We start from the raw sequence: 19,869 nt of genomic DNA on the forward strand, positions 1-19,869 counted from the left end.
CTTATTCCTTTAACATATATCCAACACCGCGAATGGTGTGAATATAAGGTTTTGAAAATGGGGCGTCAATCTTTTTGCGTAAATAACGTATGTATACATAGACGACATTGCTGTCACCGTAATAATCAAACCCCCATACATTTGATAACAGTTGATCAAATGTTAGGACTTGGTTTTGATTTTGTACTAAGTATAGAAGTAATTCATATTCTGTTGGTGTTAATTCAATGGACTGATCGGCACGGACTACTTCCCGTGTTTTTTGATTGATGGTTAAATCCCCTATGCTAAGAGAGGAATCAGCTGGTTCTTCTTGGAGGACTGATTGCCTGAGCCATACACGAATCCGAGCAAGTAATTCTTCAATTCGAAATGGCTTGGTAATATAGTCGTTGGCCCCTAAATCTAATCCGCTCACTTTATCAGGCAAGGCATCGCGGGCAGTTAGTAAAATCACGGGGGTTTGGTCATTGGCAGTGCGGATTCTCCTTAACACTTCAAGGCCGCTTAATTCAGGCAGCATCACATCCAATAACAGCAGGTCCCAATTTTCTTGTTTAAATAATGAATAACCCTCCAACCCCGTGTAGGCAGTACCTGTCTCATACCCTTCATGCTCAAGCTCTAATTGAATCAAGCGTGCAATTTTCCTTTCATCCTCAACAATCAATATCTTCCCTTTACTCATATGGACCTCCTTGGTTTACCTGCCCTATGCAAAATGGAATTTACCACAACTGTAAATAAATATCCAGTAGAGCGTAAAAGTGGTGCATGGGGACGGTTCTCATGCATCAAGTGGGACACGGGGATAGTTCTCATGCATCAAAACACGTTTGCTCCTGAGGACCATCCCCGTGTTTCCTTTGAATCAACCATTTTGAGGCAGAAGAACCGTCCCTTTGCCTCAGAAAGAATGAGGCAGAAGAACCGTCCCCATGCATCACCATGCCTTACAAATTCGGCATGGTTTTTCTGGCTCCGAGGATGAGCCAGGTGGAGAGGACGAATGGCATGGTTAGGGCGGGGAGGCCGTAGGGGAGGAGCCATGTGCTGAGTCCTGCTGTAATGGGTACGGTTAGACAGGCGGCAAGGATGCCTGATGGTAGGTTATAACGATTGTGCTTCTCATTAAATACACCGGATACGGCAATGATGGTTAGGATGGCGTTGTAGCCGTAGAGTCCTAAGACGATTAAGGAGTGTTCTCCGCCTAGAACATAGGCTATGATGATGGCCGCTGCATTTCCAATCGCTGCGTACATTCCCAGTTTTCTGCTTCCCCAAAAAACAGCAATTAAAACAAGAATACCAGACCATGTATTATTAAGAAAAAACACTTGCCCAATCCCATGGAAAACTCCATCTAATAAATTCACTTTTCCCGCAATATTTAGCTGCCAGTTTGCCAAATCCTGAGGGACTAAGGAAGCGCTTAATGATAAATGTTTTAATTTATAAGCCGCAAGCAGCATTAACCATGTCAGAACAATAAAAGGAAACGTTAAAATAGGTACCTTTGTATTTTTCATAAAATGCATCATTGCGGCCGTCAAAACCGCTGCTACTACAGCACCAGCTAAAGCCACAGTCCACATATAAGGCCCCTGTAAGAATAATGCCAACGCCATTCCCGTTAGGACGGAGTTATACCCTAACAAACCTTGATCGATAGATTCTTTATCGGCGCCCCCCAACATCGCTGTGAATGTCCCAATCATGGCGGACAGCAGTGCAATCACCCCTAAATAAATAGAGGAAATGGCAATGGCAATTAGGATTAGTAATCCGGTGATGGAATTCTCAATCAATATGACCTGAGAGATTCCTTTGAGGGATGCTCTTAGGAAGGGATAAAACTTCCCACCCTTTAAAGATTTTGGTACGTCTGTCTTCATCCTCTTAATCTCCTTTTTTGTAATTTCATAAAAACTGCTAAAAAATATATTTTTTTACATATATAAATTTATTAATATATAAAAATTGATATATGATAATTATGATGATATAGTATAAATCATTGGGAATCAATCAGATATTTTCATCGTCATGATATTCCTTCATTAACATATATCGTGATGTTCAGGATTCATTGATTTCCGGCGAGTAATGACAGAACTGCCTTTTGGCGGGTTCTGTCATATTATTATGCAAAAAATTAGAGGAGGTATATCTATGAAACTATTACCACGCGAGATCGACAAACTCATGATTGTAGTGGCTGCAGACCTTGCAAAGCGCCGAAAAGACAGAGGATTGAAGCTGAATTACCCAGAAGCAGTCGCTCTTATCACCTATGAAGTTTTAGAAGGTGCACGGGATGGAAAAACAGTTGCCCAATTAATGGAATACGGAACAACCATTTTGTCACGTGAAGATGTGATGGAAGGTATTCCCGAAATGATCCATGATATTCAAGTTGAAGCAACTTTTCCTGACGGAACAAAACTTGTGACTGTACATAGTCCAATTAAATAACAAATGACGGGAGGAGTAATGAAATGATTCCGGGACAATTATTTTTAAAAGAAGAAGAAATTATCTGTAATGCTGATCGAACAGCATCGAAACTAACGGTCATCAATACTGGGGACCGCCCAGTTCAAGTAGGATCGCATTTTCATTTTTTCGAAGTAAATGATGCTTTGAAATTTAATCGGGACGAAGCATTCGGAAAACGGCTGAATATTCCAGCAGGGGCTGCGGTTCGTTTTGAGCCAGGCGACGAAAAAGAAATTGAATTAGTAGACTTTGCTGGGGAGCGCCGTGTATATGGCTTTAACAATAAGGTGGATGGATCAGTAGAAAAGGGGTGCAGCAAATGAGTTTTAAAATGACAAGAAATCAATATGCTCAAATGTATGGTCCGACTACAGGAGATTCTATTCGTTTAGCAGACACAGACTTAACGATTCAGATTGAGAAGGACTACACCACTTATGGGGATGAAGTCGTATTTGGCGGCGGTAAGGTCATCCGTGACGGAATGGGACAGCATCCGCTTGTAACACGAGGTGATGGAATTGCTGATGTCGTCATTACGAATGCGGTTATTTTAGACTATACGGGTATTTACAAAGCCGATATCGGTATCCGTGATGGAAAAATTGCCGGGATTGGTAAAGCGGGTAATCCATTAATTATGAACAATGTGGACATAATCATCGGGGCTGGTACAGAAGTAATTGCTGGTGAAGGGATGATCGTTACTGCCGGCGGGATTGATACCCACGTGCACTTTATTAACCCTGAACAAATCAGAACTGCATTAGCTTCAGGATTAACGACCCTGATTGGCGGAGGAACAGGCCCTGCTGCAGGTTCAAAGGCCACCACTGTAACACCGGGTGAATGGCATATCCACCGGATGCTGGAAGCAGCAGAGGGAATGCCGATTAATGTCGGATTTACTGGTAAAGGTCAGGCTGCTTCAGAAGAGCCGCTGGCAGAACAGGTACGTGCAGGTGTCATCGGTCTTAAGGTCCATGAAGACTGGGGAGCAACCCCATCCGCGCTTGATAATGCTCTAAAGGTAGCTGAAAAATATGATGTACAGGTTGCCCTTCATGCTGATACGTTAAATGAAGCAGGCTTTATGGAAAATACAATGGCCGCTCTAAAAGATCGGGTCATTCATATGTACCATACAGAAGGAGCTGGCGGCGGACATGCTCCAGACTTAATTAAATCAGCAGGTTATATGAATGTTCTGCCATCATCTACGAACCCAACTTTACCGTATACGGTTAATACAGTAGATGAGCACCTTGATATGTTAATGGTGTGCCACCACTTAAACCCATCGATTCCGGAAGATCTTGCATTTGCGGATTCACGAATTCGCAAAGAAACCATTGCTGCAGAAGATATTCTTCAGGATATGGGTGTATTCAGTATGGTCAGCTCCGATGCTCAGGCAATGGGACGCGTTGGTGAAGTGATTTTACGTACATGGCAGACAGCTGACAAAATGAAGAAACAAAGAGGTATTTTAGAAGGAGACAAGGAGCTTGCCGATAATAATCGTGCAAAGCGCTATGTCGCCAAATATACGATTAACCCAGCCATTACTCATGGTATTTCTGAATACGTAGGCTCAATAGAGGTTGGAAAAATTGCCGACCTAGTCGTTTGGGATCCTGCCTTTTTCGGTGTGAAACCTGAAATGGTGATTAAAAGCGGCTTTGTGGTGGAGGGTTTAATGGGTGATGCAAACGCGTCGATTCCAACACCGCAGCCGGTGATTTACCGTCCGATGTATGCACAGCTTGGCAAGGCTCTTACAAGCTCTTCCATTACTTTTATTTCGCAGGCAGCATTTGACGGTAAGGTCCATGAAAAGCTTGGCTTGCAAAAATTAATTCTTCCTGTTCGGGGAATCCGCAAATTAACGAAAAAAGATATGAAGCTGAATTCTGAAACACCTGAAATTACGGTGGATCCGCAAACGTATGAAGTAAGAGTTAACGGGGAAGTAATTACCTGTGACCCTGTTGATAAGGTACCGATGGGGCAACGATATTTCCTATTTTAGAGGTGAAGGTTTTGATAATCGAACAAATCGTAACGAATATTGAACAAATGGATAAAGAAGAGATAGCCAAACGTCATAAGGAAAAAGTCTACCTCGAAAGCGCCCATTTAGTGAAACGAATTCAGCGCGTTACAACAGATCACGGTACAGAAATCGGCATCCGGTTAAAAGAGCCGCGTGACCTTGTTGCTGGTGATGTTTTATATATGGATGATAAAAACATGATTATTATCGATGTGATATCAGATGATTTATTGATTATTTGCCCGCGCAGTATGAATGAAATGGGAACGATTGCCCATCAATTAGGGAATCGCCACTTGCCAGCCCAATTTGAAGGGGACGAGATGCTTGTTCAGTACGATTATCTTGTAGAAGAATTACTTCAAAACCTGCAGATCCCTTATAAACGAGAGGATCGCAAAGTAAAGCAAGCATTTCGTCATATAGGTCATAGCCATGACTGATCAAATGTTATCCTTATTTCAGCTGTGTGATTCGAATTTTCCGACGGGGGCATTTAGTCACTCGTATGGGCTTGAGAGCTATATTCAAGAAGATAAAGTTCATGATAAAGCCTCATTCTTAGAATGGCTTCATGTGTATGTCAACGAGCAGCTCATCTATTCAGATGGGCTTGCTTCCCGCCTTGTTTATGAGGCATTGGAGAAGGAAGATCTAGAAAAGGTGTGGAAATTGGACCGGATGCTGATGGTGCAAAATTTACCCCGTGAAACGCGGGAAGGAACGCAGCGAATCGGTGACCGAATGTTGAATCTCGTGGAATCACTCTATGATATTCCAATTCTTGCAGTCTATCGAGAGCGAATCAAGAATAAACAATCCTTCGGTCATCCGTCCATTGTTTTTACAATCGTTGGTCATCATCTAGGAGTTCCTAAAAAAACCACCACTATGTATTATTTATATTCTACCGTTTCAAGTCTTGTCCAAAATGCGGTGCGGGCGATTCCGTTAGGGCAAACGGCCGGTCAGAAATCAATCCAGGAGTTTCAAGCAGCATTAATCAACGCTGCCGAAAAAATCCAAAGTTTAGAGGAAGAAGATTTTGGAATTGTCTCTCCTGGACTGGAATTATCTCAAATGAAGCATGAACGAGTAAATATTCGAATATTTATGTCTTAATAGAAAGAGGAAGTGTTAGAAATGGAACCAATTAAAATTGGTGTAGGCGGACCTGTCGGAGCAGGCAAAACGATGTTAGTAGAAAAATTAACCCGTTTTTTAAAAGATGAACTTAGTATGGCAGTTGTCACAAATGATATTTATACAAAAGAAGATGCCCAATTCTTAATGAAAAATGGCGTGCTTCCAGCTGACCGTATTATCGGTGTGGAAACTGGCGGCTGTCCACATACAGCGATTCGTGAAGATGCATCGATGAACTTTGCAGCCATTGATGAATTAAAGGCAAAGCATCCCGATGTGGAACTAATTTTTGTCGAAAGTGGCGGAGATAACCTGGCAGCCACTTTCAGTCCGGAACTCGTTGATTTTTCCATCTATATTATCGATGTTGCACAAGGGGAAAAAATTCCGCGTAAAGGCGGACAAGGTATGATTAAATCGGACTTATTTATTATTAATAAAACAGATTTAGCTCCGTTCGTTGGTGCAAGTCTTGAGGTGATGGCGTCGGACACGAAGGTTTTCCGTGGCAACAAGCCTTTTGTTTTTACTAATTTGAAAGAAAATGACGGTCTTGATCAAGTCATAGACTGGATTAAGAAAAATGCGCTTTTAAAAGGATTGGAGTAAGATGGAGGACTGGACAGGAGTTTTGCGTTTAGGCGCGGAAGCAAAAAACGGGAAGACGATAGCGAAGGATGTTTATTTCCAAGGGGCGTTTAAAGTCATGCGTCCCGTCTATCATGATGATTCCGGCCAGGCCTGCTATTATATTTTAAATCCTGGCGGCGGTTATTTAGACGGCGACCGCTATCAAATGAATATTTCTTTAGAGAAGCAGGCGCAATTAACCTTAACCACACAATCGGCAACCAAAATTTATAAGACACCTCATTCGCATGCCTATCAGGAAGCTGAATTTCATTTAAAAGAAGGGAGTTATCTTGAGTATATTCCAGACCCGCTTATCGGTTATCAACATGCACGTTATAAACAAAAAAACGTGTTTTATATAGAAAAAGGGAGTTCCCTTCTTTACTCCGATATCATTACCCCGGGATGGTCGCCCGATGGAAATCGATTTAGCTATGATTTGCTCCAGCTTATCAATGAAATTTATTTGGACGATGAGCTGGTTGTATTTGATCATATTAAATTAAATCCAGTTTCACAGAACATGGATGGGATCGGTTTGATGGAGGGCTATTCACATTTAGGATCAATGATTGTGATAGAGGAAAAAACAACTCCTGACCTGCTTGATCGGTTATATCAGGCTTTACCTCACAACCCAGAGGAATATAAACTAGGGATCTCGCTGCTTTCTGTTCCAGGGTTTACCGTTCGGGTATTAGCCAATACCACACAAACTGTTGAAAAAGTATTTTCTGACTTACATTCGATTCTAAGTCAAGAATGGTTTAACAAGAAGCCAAGTTTTTTAAGAAAATATTAATGTTCATAACCCAGCAATTGTTAGGATTGCTGGGTTTTTACTAGAAAGTAGAGGAGAAATCTTATGGATGTTACGTTATTGTCTGTGCTGGCATTGGGCCTGATTTTGGGTATTAAGCACGCCATTGAACCCGATCATGTGATTGCAGTATCAACCATTGCAAGCCAAAGCAAAAAGCTATGGCAGGCTTCTTTAGCTGGAGTATTTTGGGGGATTGGCCACACTGTGACATTATTTATCGTCGGTATTATTGTCATTTTGATGAAGGGTGAAATACCGGAGAAATGGGCCATGTCTTTAGAATTTTTAGTCGGAATTATGCTTGTTTTTCTTGGAATTAAAACCATTATTTCTTTTAAAAATATCCATATACACTCTCATAAACATGATGGTGATGTTGAGGAGCATAAGCATGTCCATTCTCATATAAATAGCGGCAAACATAATCACCAGCATAAGCATAAAAAGGTGACGTACTTAGGATCAACGGTAATCGGTTTGGTTCATGGTCTTGCAGGGAGCGGAGCGATGATTCTGCTAACGATGAGTACAGTAAAGAGCGTAGGAGAAGCCGCTGTTTATATCCTCATATTTGGTTTAGGAACGGTGATCGGTATGCTTTTCTTTACGACCATTATTGGAATTCCCTTTGTGTTAAGCAAGAAACGTACGAGCATCAGTGGTTCTTTAGGATTATTTACCGGTGTCATTAGTACTATTTTTGGTGTATATTATATGTATAATATTGGTGTCAATGAAGGTTTATTTCACCTCTGGATATAAGAATGCTATACTTATAGCACCGTAAACTGCAGCATTTACAGAGGATATTTGGATGCCGTGGTTTAAAGATTGGGGTGATTGCTATCAATACTCTGGGATATGCGATTCTTAGTGTTATCGGCAGAAAGCCTTGTACCGGATACGAATTAGTGAATTATTTAGATCCCATATGGCCGGCCAAACATAGTCAAATTTATCCGCTTCTAACCAAGTTGGAGGATAAGGGACTTCTAGTCCATGAATTTGTCGAACAAATGGGAAGGCCAAATAAAAAGATTTTTTCCATCACAGAAAAGGGCAAAGAGGCGTTAGCAAACTGGATGGTTAAAACACCGTCTGACCCCGTGAATAGAGATGAATTTCTTATCAAGGTCTATTCTTCTTGGGTTGCCGATGAGGAAAAATCGATAAAATTAATCCATGACCGGATGGCAAAATTAGAAGAATCTGTCACCAGACTTTCCGACAAAATTAAAATAATAGAAGAGACCCAAGAACTGGAGACCAATTCCAAAAACTTTGGCCGCTACCTCCTATTCCACCGGAAATTCAGACTCGTTCAAGAGGAAAAGGCCTGGTGCCAATGGGTCCTAAACCTGCTCAAAAACAAAAAAATAAACATCCCCCTTCTATCTATGACCTTCGCGGGAAAACTTCTCCAATATGGAATTGGGACAGAGGGACGGTTCTTGTGCTTCATTTTAGGGTGAATACTTGTATAGTGGATTTCTCGAAAAAGCGAACCTCTATTGCTAAAGGAAACTAGCAAGGTGGTTAGCTTTTTTTGTTTTTTTGTAAGAAGGCGAGACGTATGTATAATCTATGAAAAAATTGTCCATCCTTAAAATATAGTACCTTGGGGAAGTTTATTAGATTGACAGAAATAGAGATATTTTAAAGGTAGGGGTGGCTATTAATGACAGTAGAGGAATTAAACAAGATTATCGAAGTAAAAAAGATGGATTTAGAAGAATGTGAACAAGAACTTTATAACCGTTACTATCCTTCCATAGTCAGAGTCGCAATGATGAACTACATATTGTCCTTGAAAGAACAAATAAAAGAATATGAAGCGTAGGGACGGTTCTCATGCATCATTTTTATTTTAAATTTGGATGGGGAATGATGCAGAAGAACCGTCCCCGTGCATCACTAATTATTATGCAGCCTGATTTATAAAAAACCGTTCATTTTTGGCTAGTTGGGTGGTTACCCATTCGTTTGTAGCACTTTGTCAAAACTTGTAATATAATAATCTTTGAATATGTAACCGTTTTCAATTATAATAAGAACAGGTGGATGGCGCGTGTGGCCATCATGGTATTGTGCGTAGGGCGGGGCCGATACTGTAAGGCTAGGCATTTAACCAAGAATTAAAATCTTAGGGTAAAATTATTTTTATTTAGATATGGTGTATGTCTAGATTTCCAAATCACGACGAAGAAAGGGGAAGAGACGTGGAAAAAAGTAAAACTTCGTTTGACGACTTTCTAAAAGAAGACCGATTTGAACTTCAATCATATCTCACTTACCTGTTTACCCGTATTTCCGACTATTTTCCGGAACAAACAGAAGAAAACATGATCAATCAATAAAAACATGGAGACAAATACATGAGCAAAAATAAATAAAGCGGCCAATTTCATTTTAACTGAAATTGGCCGCTTTTTTGATGCATAGGGACGGTTCTTCTGCATCAAACGCGTTCCTGTGCCTCAACAAAATGAGGCATGAGAACCGTCCCCGTGCATCATCCTACGAGGCGACGCGCAATATCAGGATGCCGATAAAGGCCAGGATGAGGCCGGTGACTTCGCGTCTGTTCCAGGCTTCTTTGAGGTAGAAGCGGGCGTAAAGAATGACAAAGGCCACGTTCATGGCGACGATGGCGGAGACAATCCCGGTAATTCCGTCGCGAAAGGCAGGGAAGATTAAAATCATTCCCAACGCATTGGTGATCCCCACTCCCATTCCAACACCGAGTGTTTTTTTCACGGTCCAGTTGCCAGCACGCTCCGTTAACCCTGTTTCAACCGCGGCTGCGGCTTCATGCCGGGCTTTGTTTGCTTTGGCGTTGCCAAGTGCCCATGATAGTCCGAACAAGACAGCACCAGTTGCAAACATGACCGTTAAAGCAGGAAACGTTGACGCGCCAGACAAGGTAGCTAGTTTAACGGTCGTATCGGTAAACCCGAAAAACAGCATCGTCAAGATTCCCCATTGAATCCCTTTTAATTGATTGAGCTTGAGATCCTGTGAATATTTGATTAAAAGCAAACCCGCCAACACGATGAAAAATGCGATGAACTGCCACGTTGAAAGTGCCTCGCGCCAAAGGATGTAAGCAAGAATCACGACTACCAGCGGCGGCAATCCTGTAAATAATGCGATAATCGAGGCCTTGCCGACGGCATAACCCTTATACATTGAGGCATTTGCGATAAACGAAAATAGCCCCAAAAAGAAACCTAACAATGCTTCAATAGTCCACGGCTGCTGGAACAATACATTGCTGGCTAGTGTGATAACAGTTCCAGAAATATAAACGCCTAACAGCATAAGATTACGATCAATCGGCCGCTGCGAGGTCCAATGATAAAGAATCCCCCGCAGCCCAAAACAAGCAGCTGCCAAAACAGCAAAAACAAACCACATATCAAACTCTCCTAAACTTTAAAAATACACTCCTTCTAGTATACATCAAACGCTTACATGGCGGAGTTTAGTTTTTTTGTCATTTTATGGGGGCTATTTTTAGGTTTGAGGCATGGGGACGGTTCTCGTGCATCAATCCTGAACGGTTTTGGATTGAATGAGGCAGAAGAACCGTCCCCATGCATCTTCCCTTGCATCTTTTCATCCATGGATGATTTTGGCTAAAGTGAGGCAAGAGAACCGTCCCCATGCATCAGCCCCATGCATCTTTTTGTCTGATTTTTGAACACTATTTGGAAAAAAGTTATTTTTATGATAGATATAGTAAAATTGTAATAGATTTAGGTTGTGTTCGGGGGAGATTCTTTTGCGGCTTAGGATAAATGACCTGTTAAATAAGCCTGTTATTTTTCGTTATGGTTTTATTATTGTTATGGGGATTAATCTCTTTTTTCACTTACTTAAAATTAGGGAGCAAAATTTATATATTGGTTTTATCCTCGCTGTTGTTTTTTTAGGCATCGGCTATTATCGGCGGTCCACTTTATTCTTAGTTACCTTAACCACGCTGGTGGTTTATAGCAGATTCCAGCTTGACCTGCAATCCAACACGTTACTAAGATTCATGATCCTAGAAGTTACGTATCTTATCATTCTGTATATTTCGGTTGGATTTATGAAAAAAAGTCAGAAGATAAAGGACGATCATTTAGAATTAATCTCCGCTTTATCAAATGCATTAGATTCAAGAGATACCTATACATCGGGACATTCCCACAATGTATCGGACTATGCCGTGAAAATTGCTAAGCAGTTGAGATTGTCGAATGAGATGATTGAAACCGTCAGAATAGGGGGATTGCTTCACGATATTGGAAAAATTGGGGTCCCTGAATCCATCCTTTTAAAGCCAGGAAAATTAACAGTGAAGGAATTTTCTTTTATAAAAAAACACCCTATCATTGGCTGCGAAATGATTAAGCACGTGAAAGAGTTTCAAGAAAAGGGGATTTTAGACATCGTTTTATACCATCATGAAAGATTCGATGGAAAGGGCTATCCAAGGGGACTAATAGGGGAAGAGATCCCTTTAGCCGCTCGAATCGTCGCCGTTGCGGACAGCTTTGATGCCATCATCTCAAAACGTTCCTACAGTCCAGAGGTGCCGGTGGAATTGGCGCTGCTAGAGATTGAAAAAAATAAAGGGAAGCAATTTGACCCTGATATTGCGGATGCTTTTCTAAGCCTATTCGAATGGAAAAAAGAAGACATCATGAAGAAGAGAAACGATCCATTTCCGATCGGCAGCCTATTGGCCAAAAAACAAAGGGACCGTTTCACCGGCACACTTTAAAAACCGGGAGAATAGTCCATATGAAACTTTCAGTATAAAAGGCGAAGGCATTTTTTAAATGATAAGAAGGATGTTGGTCTTATGGGGATAAAAGGCAGGGTTGTAACGTTCTTGATGGTTTTAATCATTAATTCTTTGTATATGAGCTTTTATTTTTATAGGGATGGATATGTAAGCTGGTTTGAAATAATCGGATTGCCGATCATGCTTACGTTTGCTTGGTGGTTCGGGAAGCAATATGATATTGCCATCTATTTTTCAGAAAAGGATATCTTGACGACCCTTTACAATAGAAGATTTGTTGAAAAATATATTACTGCACTGAAGGACCAAAACTTTGCTCTTTTACTGCTGGATGTGAATGATTTTAAGGTGATTAATGACGTTTATGGCCATAAAGCCGGAGATCAATATTTAATGGCGATCGCTGCTCAATTAAAGAAAAGTGTAAAGGAAAAGGATATCCTCGCGCGGTGGGGTGGGGATGAATTTTTAATCATTACCCCAGGAACCAAGAAAAAGGAAAACTTAGCCGAAATGATCGACAAAATCCATCAAAATCTAAGGGATGTATCACCTGTTGAGGTTGAAATCCGCGTATCTATCGGTGCCGCCCTATATCCCAGCGAAGGAAAAACATTCGACGACCTATTGAAATTAGCTGATAAGAACATGTACAGCATGAAGGCGCTTAAGCATGGGTGAGGCATGGGGACGGTTCTCATGCCTCAATTTTGTCTACGAAGGATAGGGGACGGGTCGGCTGGCGAAAGCCGTAAAGAACCGCCCCCTAGATTTCCCCCAAGTCTTTTACAATTTTTACAATCCCAAAAGTATTTGTATCCAATAAACTCCAAATACTACCTCCATAAGGAGGCAGTGTATGAACTTTGATTATTTTATTCTCGCTATGATTTGGATAGTTTCTATTATCACATTGCTTATAGTCGTTCCGAGGCCAAGAATTCGGGAATTTATGGCAGTTTTTTTCTTCTTTCAGTCATTAACTTGGATTTTTGGCATTGTCCTTACCGCCTTTGGCATCTTATCAACAGAAGTTCGCCTGTTTGAACATGCAACCAAAATTAGTTTTACCTCGGAGTTTATGTTCTATCCGACCATGGCCGTTGTCTTTCATCGATGGTATCCTGACCAGGGCGGGAAACTTAGAGTGGTTCTCTATTACGTTCTATTCACCGGGGCCATTATTTTATATATCTATTTACTAGCGGCGTTTACAAGAATTATGAGAGTCGATGCCCAGCAACTAATTAGATTCTTTTTTAATTTTGTATTTGAGTTTTGGGCCTGCAGAAGATATGTCGTCTGGCTTATGGGAACCACAAAGCTCCAGGCTCATCATGGAGTGGGAGGAACGGAAGAATGGAAGTGACATTCCTTTATGCCATCTGGTCCGTCACCATCTTCTCATTGGTCTTAATCCCTAGAAAACGTGTAAATGAAGCCAGTGTCATTTTTCTTTTTCAGCAATTACTAACTTGGTCTTTTGGCCTTCTTGTGGCGGAGTGGAACTTAATCGAATATCCAGTCCGGGAGTTTGCATCGGTCAACAGAACGAGCTTTACCTTTGAGTTTTTGGTATATCCCGTCATAAGTATTTTTTATGTCTTATATTATCCAGTCCATAAAAGCATTTGGCAACGGATCCTTTACACAGCTATGATCACAACCGTGTTAATCATTTCAGAAGTCCTGTTTGAAAAATTCACCAACCTAATAAAATACATCCACTGGGAATGGTACGTCTCTTGGATTTCAGTCTACGCCACCCTATATATAGCTCAACGATTCCACCGCTGGTTTTTTAAATTTGGGTGAGGCATGGGGACGGTTCTCTTGCATCATTTTTTTTGGGGGGTGGTGAAGCGGGGGACGGTTTTTATGCCTCATTTTCCCCAGCTTTAGTTGGAGAAGAGGAATGATTTTTTCAAAAAAAGGGTTTCGCCGTAATAAACCAGGCTCACCCCTTTTTTTCTGTTTTAAAATAGTTGCCTGATCATGTCCTCCAGCTGTTGATAGGTATTTACTTCGTATTCAGGCTGGATATGAGGATGGGACTTGGCCCGGTTTTTTGTATTCACCCAAATCGCATTCCATTCAGCTTGCACTGCTCCTGCGATATCATTCGCAAATGAGTCGCCAATCATATATGAATGAGTGCTGCCAGTTTTGGTTTTGGCATTAACATAATCGAAATATTCCTTGTCCGGCTTAGCAAACCCAATCTCACTTGAAATAAAGATATGTTCAGACGGGATCCAGTTCCCTATATCCAAGGCGTTGATTTTTGAACGCTGATGGGCTGACGGACCATTTGTCGTAATAAACAAGGGAATGTTTTTCTTATATAAATACTGCAGAATCCTTTTCATTTCTGGAATAAGAGAAATCTTATATTGGTGTTCCTTATACACCTTTTGAAATTCATCAGCCTCATCATCCGAAATTTTCCTGCCCAAATCATGAAAGGCATGTACCATCCTATATCGATGCATTTGTGCTAAAGTCATTTCCCCCGACTCTGTTTGGGCAAAGACTCTATCACTATACTCTCTGCTTTTCGTAAATAAATCTACTATTGAAAAATCATTAACACCCGGAAATACACAATCAAACGCGATCTGAAAAGGCTCCAACTGGTCATATAAGGTATCATCTAAATCAAAAAAAACTGCTTTCATACCTGACACTCCATAAAATTTATTATCTAATTTTGATTATACATAAAAAGGCATAGGGGACCTGCTCTATTTGTCTCTTATTTAGCGACCTTTGAGTTCTTTTAAACAACTTGTCTAAAAGAACCGTTATAAATTAATGATAAATATTTTTAGTAGATAGAGTTCGGGATAACCAATCATTTCCGATTTCTTGGTTATTGGAAATTAGGTGGTATAATATTCCTATTAAAAGTCAAGTGAAAATGAGGGCTATGATGGAACACGAGAAGAGATTACAAAATATCCAAAGGGGTTTATCGGGCGATGGGAGAATTCCCATTGCAATGGATGCAGGACTGGTTACAGGCAGTCATTCGCTAGCCCAATGGATGGCCAAGCAATTTAACCATAATTTCGATGAATATGATAGAGCGATTGACTCTGTCTATAATTCTACTCATGTAGGAGGCTCTTCCTATCATCATCTACTGGATGGACAGCATTCAGCTTGGGGGGCCTTTCGTGCTGTAAAGGACGTAAAGGCGGACGATTCGTTTCTTACGGAATTTTTACAGGCAGGGGAGCACTTACTGAGAGACCTTGCTTCTGTCTCCGGAATTAATCCCTTTTTCTCCTTAACTCCCGACCAGTGGGACAATCTTGCTGGGATTGCCCAGTCTGTTGGTATTTCCAAACCTTTTCTTGCCGATGCCCTAACCGTTAATGCTCCGGAATTGTTGGGCGGCGGAATTGGCCTATTGTCCGCGTTATTGGTCGGGAAAAAGCAGGATCCAACCGCAGTGTCAAAACTGTCGGGAGCCTATATTCTTTCGTCAATTGCTAGTGGAAATCCAGTTCTTTTTCCTGTTGCTGCTGGAGGCCTGGTCTATTCGCTTATAAAAACCGACAGTAAAAAGGAAACGTTGGTTAAAGGGGGAAAGGGAGCGATTGTTTCAGGAGGTGCGCTGCTTGCAGGCAGTATAGTTGGCGGTCCCGTCTGGATTGGTTGTTTGGCATCCGTCGCTGCAGCCATCAGTATCAACTATGCTCTTGAAAATCCCGAAAAGACGTTTACCAGGATCAAAGAAATCATTAAACCTACAGCTTCCATTCTTCGAAAGGTCTCTTTATCAATAGGGTAGGTGATTATGATGGATTTTATTTTTAAAAAAGAAATCTTAGAATTAGAGGCGTTTCGGCAAGTTTTAACAGAAATAAAAAATGTGGACCCAGCAATGGGAGAGAACATGGAACAATCCTTGAGAGCAGCGGTGAGGGAAAGTCATGAACTCATTCTTATGGCCAACACACCGGATCAGCTGCATATTGGATTAATCAAGGAGCAATTACATATACAGGCCCAGAGCAGCCAGTATTTAAATATAACTGATGAAATGACGATGAAGAAGAATAACCTGCTTGAATTTATGCCGCAAATTTATAACCAATTCATGAATGAAGTTGAGCAGGAAATGACCCGTTTTTTTCAGGAAAAGAAGCGGGAAATGTATACAGAGATTGATCAGGATGGTTCCTGGTATAGCGGCCTTCGGGACACGACAAAGAAAAGCGGCCAGCTTTATAATTTTGCGATTAATAAGATCAATTCGGTTTCAAAGGAGCTTCAAGGTAAAGAAGTGATTGCTGACCAGCATTTAGTGGATACTAAATCCATTGTGGAAAAGGTGCTCGAGAAGCATTTAAGTAATCAGAAGGTAACCAATCAGGTTAGTACTATTTTTGAATTGGCTATTAAAAGGTATAAGGACGCTTGGATGAAGCGGATTGCGGACAACGTCCCGGACATGAAACGGATATCTGCGTTTTCTCTTACCCAGACTTCAAAGGCCAATTTAAAAATCAATTTCCAGTACGGGGATGCGGAAAAAGTATTGGCAATGGGAGTCGGCTCAGCCGTATTTGGCACGGTCGGTCTTGCGATGGGCTGGCATACTTTAACATACGCCCTTTTTAACGTGTTTCCACCTATTGCAATCTTCGCTGCCCTTGCCACTGTTTTGGTGGGCGTCTTAACAAAGGATAGGGCCGTAGAGAAACGAAAGCATGACATTAACGAGGCGGTAACACGATATCATCATTTCTTTTTGCAGCAGCTGTATGTTCTAAAACTATCAGAACTTGAAAATAAAAGCATTTCCGAATATATAGAACTCAAGGGCCGCGCAATCGTTGAAGAAACGGTAAAGGAATGGGAAAGAAAATACTTTGGCAACCTGAGGATGGACCATTTCAGAAAGCTCAACCAGGCGTTTGTCAGGCATCTCATGTATGTGAATGAGGCGATGGAATGAGGCATGGGGACGGTTCTCATGCATCAAAAATAGGGTTTGGCTGCTAAAAAGCCAAACCCTATTTCTGACTTATTATCCAGCTTCACTAAAATGCCGCCGGATACAAATCTCTATTTATTCCAAATGGAACCCTTTGCTCTCAATAAACTCCCGCATATGCGCCCTCCGCTTATCCTTTAGGAAGTGAGCCATCGATTCAGTCCAGTTGGTATTTTTGTTATTGGTAGAACGCTGCTGATAGTAGTTGCTCATGGTTTGATCATATTCATCAAGTAAACTTTCGTATTTTCTCTCGTTATAGACATTTTCATGGAGAATGGCATCTAACGGAAGTCTTGGTTTTACTTCGTTCCTTTCGGCGGGAATGCCTAAGCATAGCCCGAATAGTGGAAACACTTTGTCTGGAAGACCAACTAGCTCACTAATTGGGCCGGGATTATTCCGTACGCCGCCGATATAGCAGCCGCCATAACCAAGTGACTCCGCGGCTGTGATGACATTCTGGGCAATAAGGGCGGTATCAATAGTAGCAACTATAAAATTCTCAAGATTGTCATGTTCAATCACAATTCCGTGTTTCCGGCCGGCGGCTTCCAGGCGTTTTAAATCACCGCAAAATAACAAAAATTCGGAAGCGTCTTTAATATGAGGATTTTTGGCAAGGTCAGCGATTTGATCCCTTTTGTCTTTGTCGGTTATGCGAATGATCGAATACGCTTGGACAAAATGGGAGGAAGCCGCACTAGTCCCCGACCTGAGGATTTCCAACAAATGCTCATTTGGGATTGGGTCCGCCGTATACTTACGAACAGAGACATGACTTTGCATTACTTTAATAGTTTCAGATATCGAATTCTTGTTGATCATCTAAACCTTCCTTTCTTGAGGCGGAGGGACGGTTCTCATGCTTCAATCTTATTAAATTTTGGCGTGGGAGAACCGCCCCTATGTTTTTTGCCTATGCATTGCTAGAGTTTATTATAACTTATTAGAAAAGAAAGATTCTTGTATCACGGGGACGGTTCTCATGCATCATTTCAGCCAGGAGTTCTGCAATTCAAAGCTGAGTACACCATTTTAGTGCATAAGAATTGTCCATGTTCCCTGCCAGTATCCATTTTTGAGGCAAAAGAACCGTCCCCATGCATCATTCCCATGCATCATTTATTACATAAATTTCCTAATAACGGCGAATATTAAGTCTATATTACATTTTAGATTTGAATAGGAGCCTTGGAATGATGGAAATTGCCAATATATTAGTGATTATTGAGTTTGCTTTTATCGCGCTTATCCTGCTGGGTGTGGTTGTTTTTATTGGATATTTGTTAATTTTCGACCGGAATCAGAAGCAGCATTCGATATTAAGGAATTATCCCGCCTTGGGTCGGATTCGTTATTTTTTTGAAAAAATTGGCCCGGAAATGCGGCAGTATTGGTTTAATAGCGATACGGAAGGAAAGCCTTTTTCGCGGGATGATTATGAGCACATTGTCAGGAGCGCGAAGTATAAGCGGGATGTCGTGGGCTTCGGGTCGAGACGCGATTTTGATGAAGAGGGATTTTTTGTCCGCAATTCTATGTTCCCGAAACTAAACGAAGAAATCAAAATGGACCAGGAAACAATGGTTACGACGAAAAAATATATTTTGCTAAATGACCCGCTGTTTACGGACCGGAAGGAAAAATGGGAGGATGACGATGCGCTGGCCAACTTGCTGCATGATGATGATGCGGTCGTGATTGGTCCCAAAACCAGGCACCCTTTCGTTGTCAAAAGCTTAATCGGCATGTCAGCGATGAGTTACGGCGCATTGGGGAAAAACGCCATTACGGCGCTTTCCAAAGGCCTAGCTCTGGCGAAGGGGACCTGGATGAATACCGGTGAAGGCGGCTTGTCTCCATATCATTTGGAAGGCGGCGCCGACATCATTATGCAGATTGGTCCGGCCATGTTTGGAGTTCGTGACGCAAATGGGGATATGGATTGGGATGAACTGAAGCGGAAAAGTGAGATTCCGCAGGTGAAGGCCTTTGAAATCAAACTGGCGCAAGGGGCAAAGACCCGAGGCGGGCATATTGACGCGGAAAAGGTCAATCCGGAAATCGCCGCCATCCGAAAGGTGGAGCCCTATAAATCAGTGGACAGTCCCAACCGCTTTAAACAATTTGGCGATATCGAGTCGATGTGTGATTTTATTGAAAAAATTCGCGAGCATACCGGGAAGCCGGTAGGTATGAAGATTGTCATCGGCAGCCCCGATAGCGCGGAGGAACTCGCCAAATATATGAAGGAATCCGGAAAAGGTCCTGATTTCATTACTGTCGATGGCGGCGAGGGCGGAACGGGCGCATCGTATCAGGAATTAATTGATAGCGTCGGCCTGCCGATTAAATCAGCCTTGCCAATATTACATTTAACCTTGAAAAAATACGGGGTGCGTGACCGCGTGAAAATCATCGCTGCGGGGAAACTGTTCACGCCAGACCGGATTGCTATTGCCTTGGCGATGGGGGCAGATTTAGTCAACATTGCACGTGGGTTTATGATTACCGTCGGCTGTATTCAAACCTTAAAGTGCCATTCCAACGCTTGTCCGGTGGGGGTCGCCACAACGGACCCTGACCTGCAATATGCACTCGTAGTAGATGAGAAGAAATACCGTGTGGTAAATTACCTTGTCACACTGAGACAAGGACTATTTCGTATCGCCGCAGCGGCGGGACTGGACTCACCCGTCCACTTCCGCCCAAACCACATCTGCTACAAAGACGACAAAGGAATCGTCGTAACCCTTGAAAACATCCTAAAAGAAATGGAACAGCAGATTGGGTGAAGCATGATGAGGCATGGGGACGGTTCGAGACCACTGAAAAACATTTCCAAATAAGTGGAAATGAGATGTATTTTTCTGAATAAATAAATAAAAAAGCCCTCAATTTTG

The 19,869-nt window shown here is 41.8% G+C and carries 23 protein-coding genes; 18 read left to right on the forward strand and 5 right to left on the reverse strand.

Features of this window, described 5'->3' with window-relative positions:
• Position 1: 1 nt before the first annotated feature.
• Positions 2–688: a response regulator transcription factor gene (locus ACFPA1_RS18510; RefSeq protein WP_378584615.1), complete on the reverse strand. Its 687-nt coding sequence runs from the start codon at positions 686–688 to the stop codon at positions 2–4.
• A 265-nt stretch (positions 689–953) separates the two neighbouring features.
• Positions 954–1,898 (reverse strand): urea transporter, encoded by a 945-nt coding sequence (locus tag ACFPA1_RS18515; RefSeq protein ID WP_378584617.1) that lies wholly within the window; start codon positions 1,896–1,898, stop codon positions 954–956.
• A 277-nt stretch (positions 1,899–2,175) separates the two neighbouring features.
• On the opposite strand from ACFPA1_RS18515, the gene ACFPA1_RS18520 reads away from it, so the two are divergent.
• The 11 genes from ACFPA1_RS18520 (at position 2,176) to ACFPA1_RS18570 (ending at position 9,517) form a co-directional block, all read left to right on the forward strand.
• Complete coding sequence (locus tag ACFPA1_RS18520; protein WP_213143852.1) at positions 2,176–2,478, forward strand: urease subunit gamma; 303 nt, start codon at positions 2,176–2,178, stop codon at positions 2,476–2,478.
• Between the two features lie 23 nt (positions 2,479–2,501).
• Positions 2,502–2,825: an urease subunit beta gene (locus ACFPA1_RS18525; protein ID WP_378584620.1), complete on the forward strand. Its 324-nt coding sequence runs from the start codon at positions 2,502–2,504 to the stop codon at positions 2,823–2,825.
• On the forward strand, positions 2,822–4,534 hold the full coding sequence (gene ureC, locus ACFPA1_RS18530) for an urease subunit alpha (protein WP_378584622.1): 1,713 nt from the start codon (positions 2,822–2,824) through the stop codon (positions 4,532–4,534). The genes ACFPA1_RS18525 and ureC overlap by 4 nt, the downstream gene beginning before the upstream one ends.
• Positions 4,535–4,545: 11 nt before the next feature.
• Positions 4,546–5,001, forward strand: coding sequence for an urease accessory protein UreE (gene ureE / locus ACFPA1_RS18535; protein WP_378584624.1), 456 nt, complete (start codon positions 4,546–4,548; stop codon positions 4,999–5,001).
• Positions 4,994–5,680 carry an urease accessory protein UreF gene (locus ACFPA1_RS18540; protein WP_378584625.1) on the forward strand — a complete coding sequence of 229 codons (687 nt, stop codon included), beginning with the start codon at positions 4,994–4,996 and terminating at the stop codon, positions 5,678–5,680. Before ureE ends, ACFPA1_RS18540 begins: the two co-directional genes overlap by 8 nt.
• Positions 5,681–5,701: 21 nt before the next feature.
• The gene (gene ureG / locus ACFPA1_RS18545; RefSeq protein WP_213143857.1) at positions 5,702–6,313 is read left to right on the forward strand and encodes an urease accessory protein UreG; all 612 of its coding nucleotides are present in this window, start codon (positions 5,702–5,704) and stop codon (positions 6,311–6,313) included.
• 1 nt (position 6,314) lies between these two features.
• Positions 6,315–7,139 (forward strand): urease accessory protein UreD, encoded by an 825-nt coding sequence (locus tag ACFPA1_RS18550; protein WP_378584626.1) that lies wholly within the window; start codon positions 6,315–6,317, stop codon positions 7,137–7,139.
• A gap of 63 nt (positions 7,140–7,202) precedes the next feature.
• Positions 7,203–7,922: a sulfite exporter TauE/SafE family protein gene (locus ACFPA1_RS18555; protein WP_378584628.1), complete on the forward strand. Its 720-nt coding sequence runs from the start codon at positions 7,203–7,205 to the stop codon at positions 7,920–7,922.
• Between the two features lie 74 nt (positions 7,923–7,996).
• Positions 7,997–8,632, forward strand: a complete 636-nt coding sequence (locus tag ACFPA1_RS18560; protein WP_378584630.1) for a PadR family transcriptional regulator — start codon at positions 7,997–7,999, stop codon at positions 8,630–8,632.
• 206 nt (positions 8,633–8,838) lie between these two features.
• The gene (locus ACFPA1_RS18565) at positions 8,839–9,000 is read left to right on the forward strand and encodes a hypothetical protein (RefSeq protein ID WP_213117382.1); all 162 of its coding nucleotides are present in this window, start codon (positions 8,839–8,841) and stop codon (positions 8,998–9,000) included.
• Positions 9,001–9,379: 379 nt separating this feature from the next.
• Positions 9,380–9,517, forward strand: coding sequence for a hypothetical protein (locus tag ACFPA1_RS18570; protein WP_241113738.1), 138 nt, complete (start codon positions 9,380–9,382; stop codon positions 9,515–9,517).
• A 160-nt stretch (positions 9,518–9,677) separates the two neighbouring features.
• On the opposite strand, the gene ACFPA1_RS18575 is transcribed toward ACFPA1_RS18570, so the two are convergent.
• Positions 9,678–10,577: an EamA family transporter gene (locus tag ACFPA1_RS18575; protein ID WP_378584631.1), complete on the reverse strand. Its 900-nt coding sequence runs from the start codon at positions 10,575–10,577 to the stop codon at positions 9,678–9,680.
• Between the two features lie 367 nt (positions 10,578–10,944).
• Here ACFPA1_RS18575 and ACFPA1_RS18580 point away from each other — a divergent pair, with 367 nt between their 5' ends.
• The 4 genes from ACFPA1_RS18580 to ACFPA1_RS18595 all read left to right on the forward strand — a co-directional run bounded on the left by ACFPA1_RS18580 (position 10,945) and on the right by ACFPA1_RS18595 (position 13,770).
• Positions 10,945–11,931 carry an HD-GYP domain-containing protein gene (locus tag ACFPA1_RS18580; protein ID WP_378584632.1) on the forward strand — a complete coding sequence of 329 codons (987 nt, stop codon included), beginning with the start codon at positions 10,945–10,947 and terminating at the stop codon, positions 11,929–11,931.
• An 81-nt stretch (positions 11,932–12,012) separates the two neighbouring features.
• Positions 12,013–12,636 (forward strand): GGDEF domain-containing protein, encoded by a 624-nt coding sequence (locus ACFPA1_RS18585; RefSeq protein ID WP_378584634.1) that lies wholly within the window; start codon positions 12,013–12,015, stop codon positions 12,634–12,636.
• A gap of 178 nt (positions 12,637–12,814) precedes the next feature.
• The gene (locus ACFPA1_RS18590) at positions 12,815–13,324 is read left to right on the forward strand and encodes a CBO0543 family protein (protein WP_378584636.1); all 510 of its coding nucleotides are present in this window, start codon (positions 12,815–12,817) and stop codon (positions 13,322–13,324) included.
• Positions 13,315–13,770: a CBO0543 family protein gene (locus tag ACFPA1_RS18595; RefSeq protein WP_378584638.1), complete on the forward strand. Its 456-nt coding sequence runs from the start codon at positions 13,315–13,317 to the stop codon at positions 13,768–13,770. The genes ACFPA1_RS18590 and ACFPA1_RS18595 overlap by 10 nt, the downstream gene beginning before the upstream one ends.
• Positions 13,771–13,931: 161 nt before the next feature.
• Here ACFPA1_RS18595 and ACFPA1_RS18600 read toward each other — a convergent pair whose 3' ends face one another.
• Entirely contained in the window at positions 13,932–14,633 is a 702-nt protein-coding gene (locus tag ACFPA1_RS18600) for an HAD family hydrolase (RefSeq protein WP_378584640.1), read from the reverse strand.
• Between the two features lie 251 nt (positions 14,634–14,884).
• Between ACFPA1_RS18600 and ACFPA1_RS18605 the strand changes: the two genes are divergently transcribed.
• Both ACFPA1_RS18605 and ACFPA1_RS18610 read left to right on the forward strand, forming a co-directional pair.
• The gene (locus ACFPA1_RS18605; protein ID WP_378584642.1) at positions 14,885–15,754 is read left to right on the forward strand and encodes a hypothetical protein; all 870 of its coding nucleotides are present in this window, start codon (positions 14,885–14,887) and stop codon (positions 15,752–15,754) included.
• A 6-nt stretch (positions 15,755–15,760) separates the two neighbouring features.
• Positions 15,761–16,924, forward strand: coding sequence for a hypothetical protein (locus tag ACFPA1_RS18610; protein ID WP_378584644.1), 1,164 nt, complete (start codon positions 15,761–15,763; stop codon positions 16,922–16,924).
• Between the two features lie 114 nt (positions 16,925–17,038).
• Here ACFPA1_RS18610 and nfsA read toward each other — a convergent pair whose 3' ends face one another.
• Positions 17,039–17,773, reverse strand: coding sequence for an oxygen-insensitive NADPH nitroreductase (gene nfsA, locus ACFPA1_RS18615; protein ID WP_378584660.1), 735 nt, complete (start codon positions 17,771–17,773; stop codon positions 17,039–17,041).
• 392 nt (positions 17,774–18,165) lie between these two features.
• Between nfsA and ACFPA1_RS18620 the strand changes: the two genes are divergently transcribed.
• On the forward strand, positions 18,166–19,761 hold the full coding sequence (locus ACFPA1_RS18620) for an FMN-binding glutamate synthase family protein (RefSeq protein ID WP_378584662.1): 1,596 nt from the start codon (positions 18,166–18,168) through the stop codon (positions 19,759–19,761).
• The last annotated feature ends 108 nt before the right edge of the window (positions 19,762–19,869 follow it).

This window comes from Neobacillus sp. GCM10023253 (assembly GCF_042653105.1).
GTDB lineage: Bacteria > Bacillota > Bacilli > Bacillales > Cytobacillaceae > Neobacillus > Neobacillus citreus.

Coding starts and splice junctions, on each gene's coding strand:
- ACFPA1_RS18575 (WP_378584631.1), bottom strand. CDS start 10,577: ATGTGGTTTGTTTTTGCTGTTTTGGCAGCTGCTTGTTTTGGGCTGCGG.
- ureC (WP_378584622.1), top strand. CDS start 2,822: ATGAGTTTTAAAATGACAAGAAATCAATATGCTCAAATGTATGGTCCG.
- ACFPA1_RS18590 (WP_378584636.1), top strand. CDS start 12,815: ATGAACTTTGATTATTTTATTCTCGCTATGATTTGGATAGTTTCTATT.
- ACFPA1_RS18595 (WP_378584638.1), top strand. CDS start 13,315: ATGGAAGTGACATTCCTTTATGCCATCTGGTCCGTCACCATCTTCTCA.
- ACFPA1_RS18605 (WP_378584642.1), top strand. CDS start 14,885: ATGATGGAACACGAGAAGAGATTACAAAATATCCAAAGGGGTTTATCG.
- ACFPA1_RS18600 (WP_378584640.1), bottom strand. CDS start 14,633: ATGAAAGCAGTTTTTTTTGATTTAGATGATACCTTATATGACCAGTTG.
- ACFPA1_RS18540 (WP_378584625.1), top strand. CDS start 4,994: ATGACTGATCAAATGTTATCCTTATTTCAGCTGTGTGATTCGAATTTT.
- ACFPA1_RS18565 (WP_213117382.1), top strand. CDS start 8,839: ATGACAGTAGAGGAATTAAACAAGATTATCGAAGTAAAAAAGATGGAT.
- ACFPA1_RS18555 (WP_378584628.1), top strand. CDS start 7,203: ATGGATGTTACGTTATTGTCTGTGCTGGCATTGGGCCTGATTTTGGGT.
- ACFPA1_RS18525 (WP_378584620.1), top strand. CDS start 2,502: ATGATTCCGGGACAATTATTTTTAAAAGAAGAAGAAATTATCTGTAAT.
- ACFPA1_RS18610 (WP_378584644.1), top strand. CDS start 15,761: ATGATGGATTTTATTTTTAAAAAAGAAATCTTAGAATTAGAGGCGTTT.
- ACFPA1_RS18585 (WP_378584634.1), top strand. CDS start 12,013: ATGGGGATAAAAGGCAGGGTTGTAACGTTCTTGATGGTTTTAATCATT.
- ureG (WP_213143857.1), top strand. CDS start 5,702: ATGGAACCAATTAAAATTGGTGTAGGCGGACCTGTCGGAGCAGGCAAA.
- ACFPA1_RS18520 (WP_213143852.1), top strand. CDS start 2,176: ATGAAACTATTACCACGCGAGATCGACAAACTCATGATTGTAGTGGCT.
- ACFPA1_RS18510 (WP_378584615.1), bottom strand. CDS start 688: ATGAGTAAAGGGAAGATATTGATTGTTGAGGATGAAAGGAAAATTGCA.
- ACFPA1_RS18620 (WP_378584662.1), top strand. CDS start 18,166: ATGGAAATTGCCAATATATTAGTGATTATTGAGTTTGCTTTTATCGCG.
- ACFPA1_RS18515 (WP_378584617.1), bottom strand. CDS start 1,898: ATGAAGACAGACGTACCAAAATCTTTAAAGGGTGGGAAGTTTTATCCC.
- ACFPA1_RS18550 (WP_378584626.1), top strand. CDS start 6,315: ATGGAGGACTGGACAGGAGTTTTGCGTTTAGGCGCGGAAGCAAAAAAC.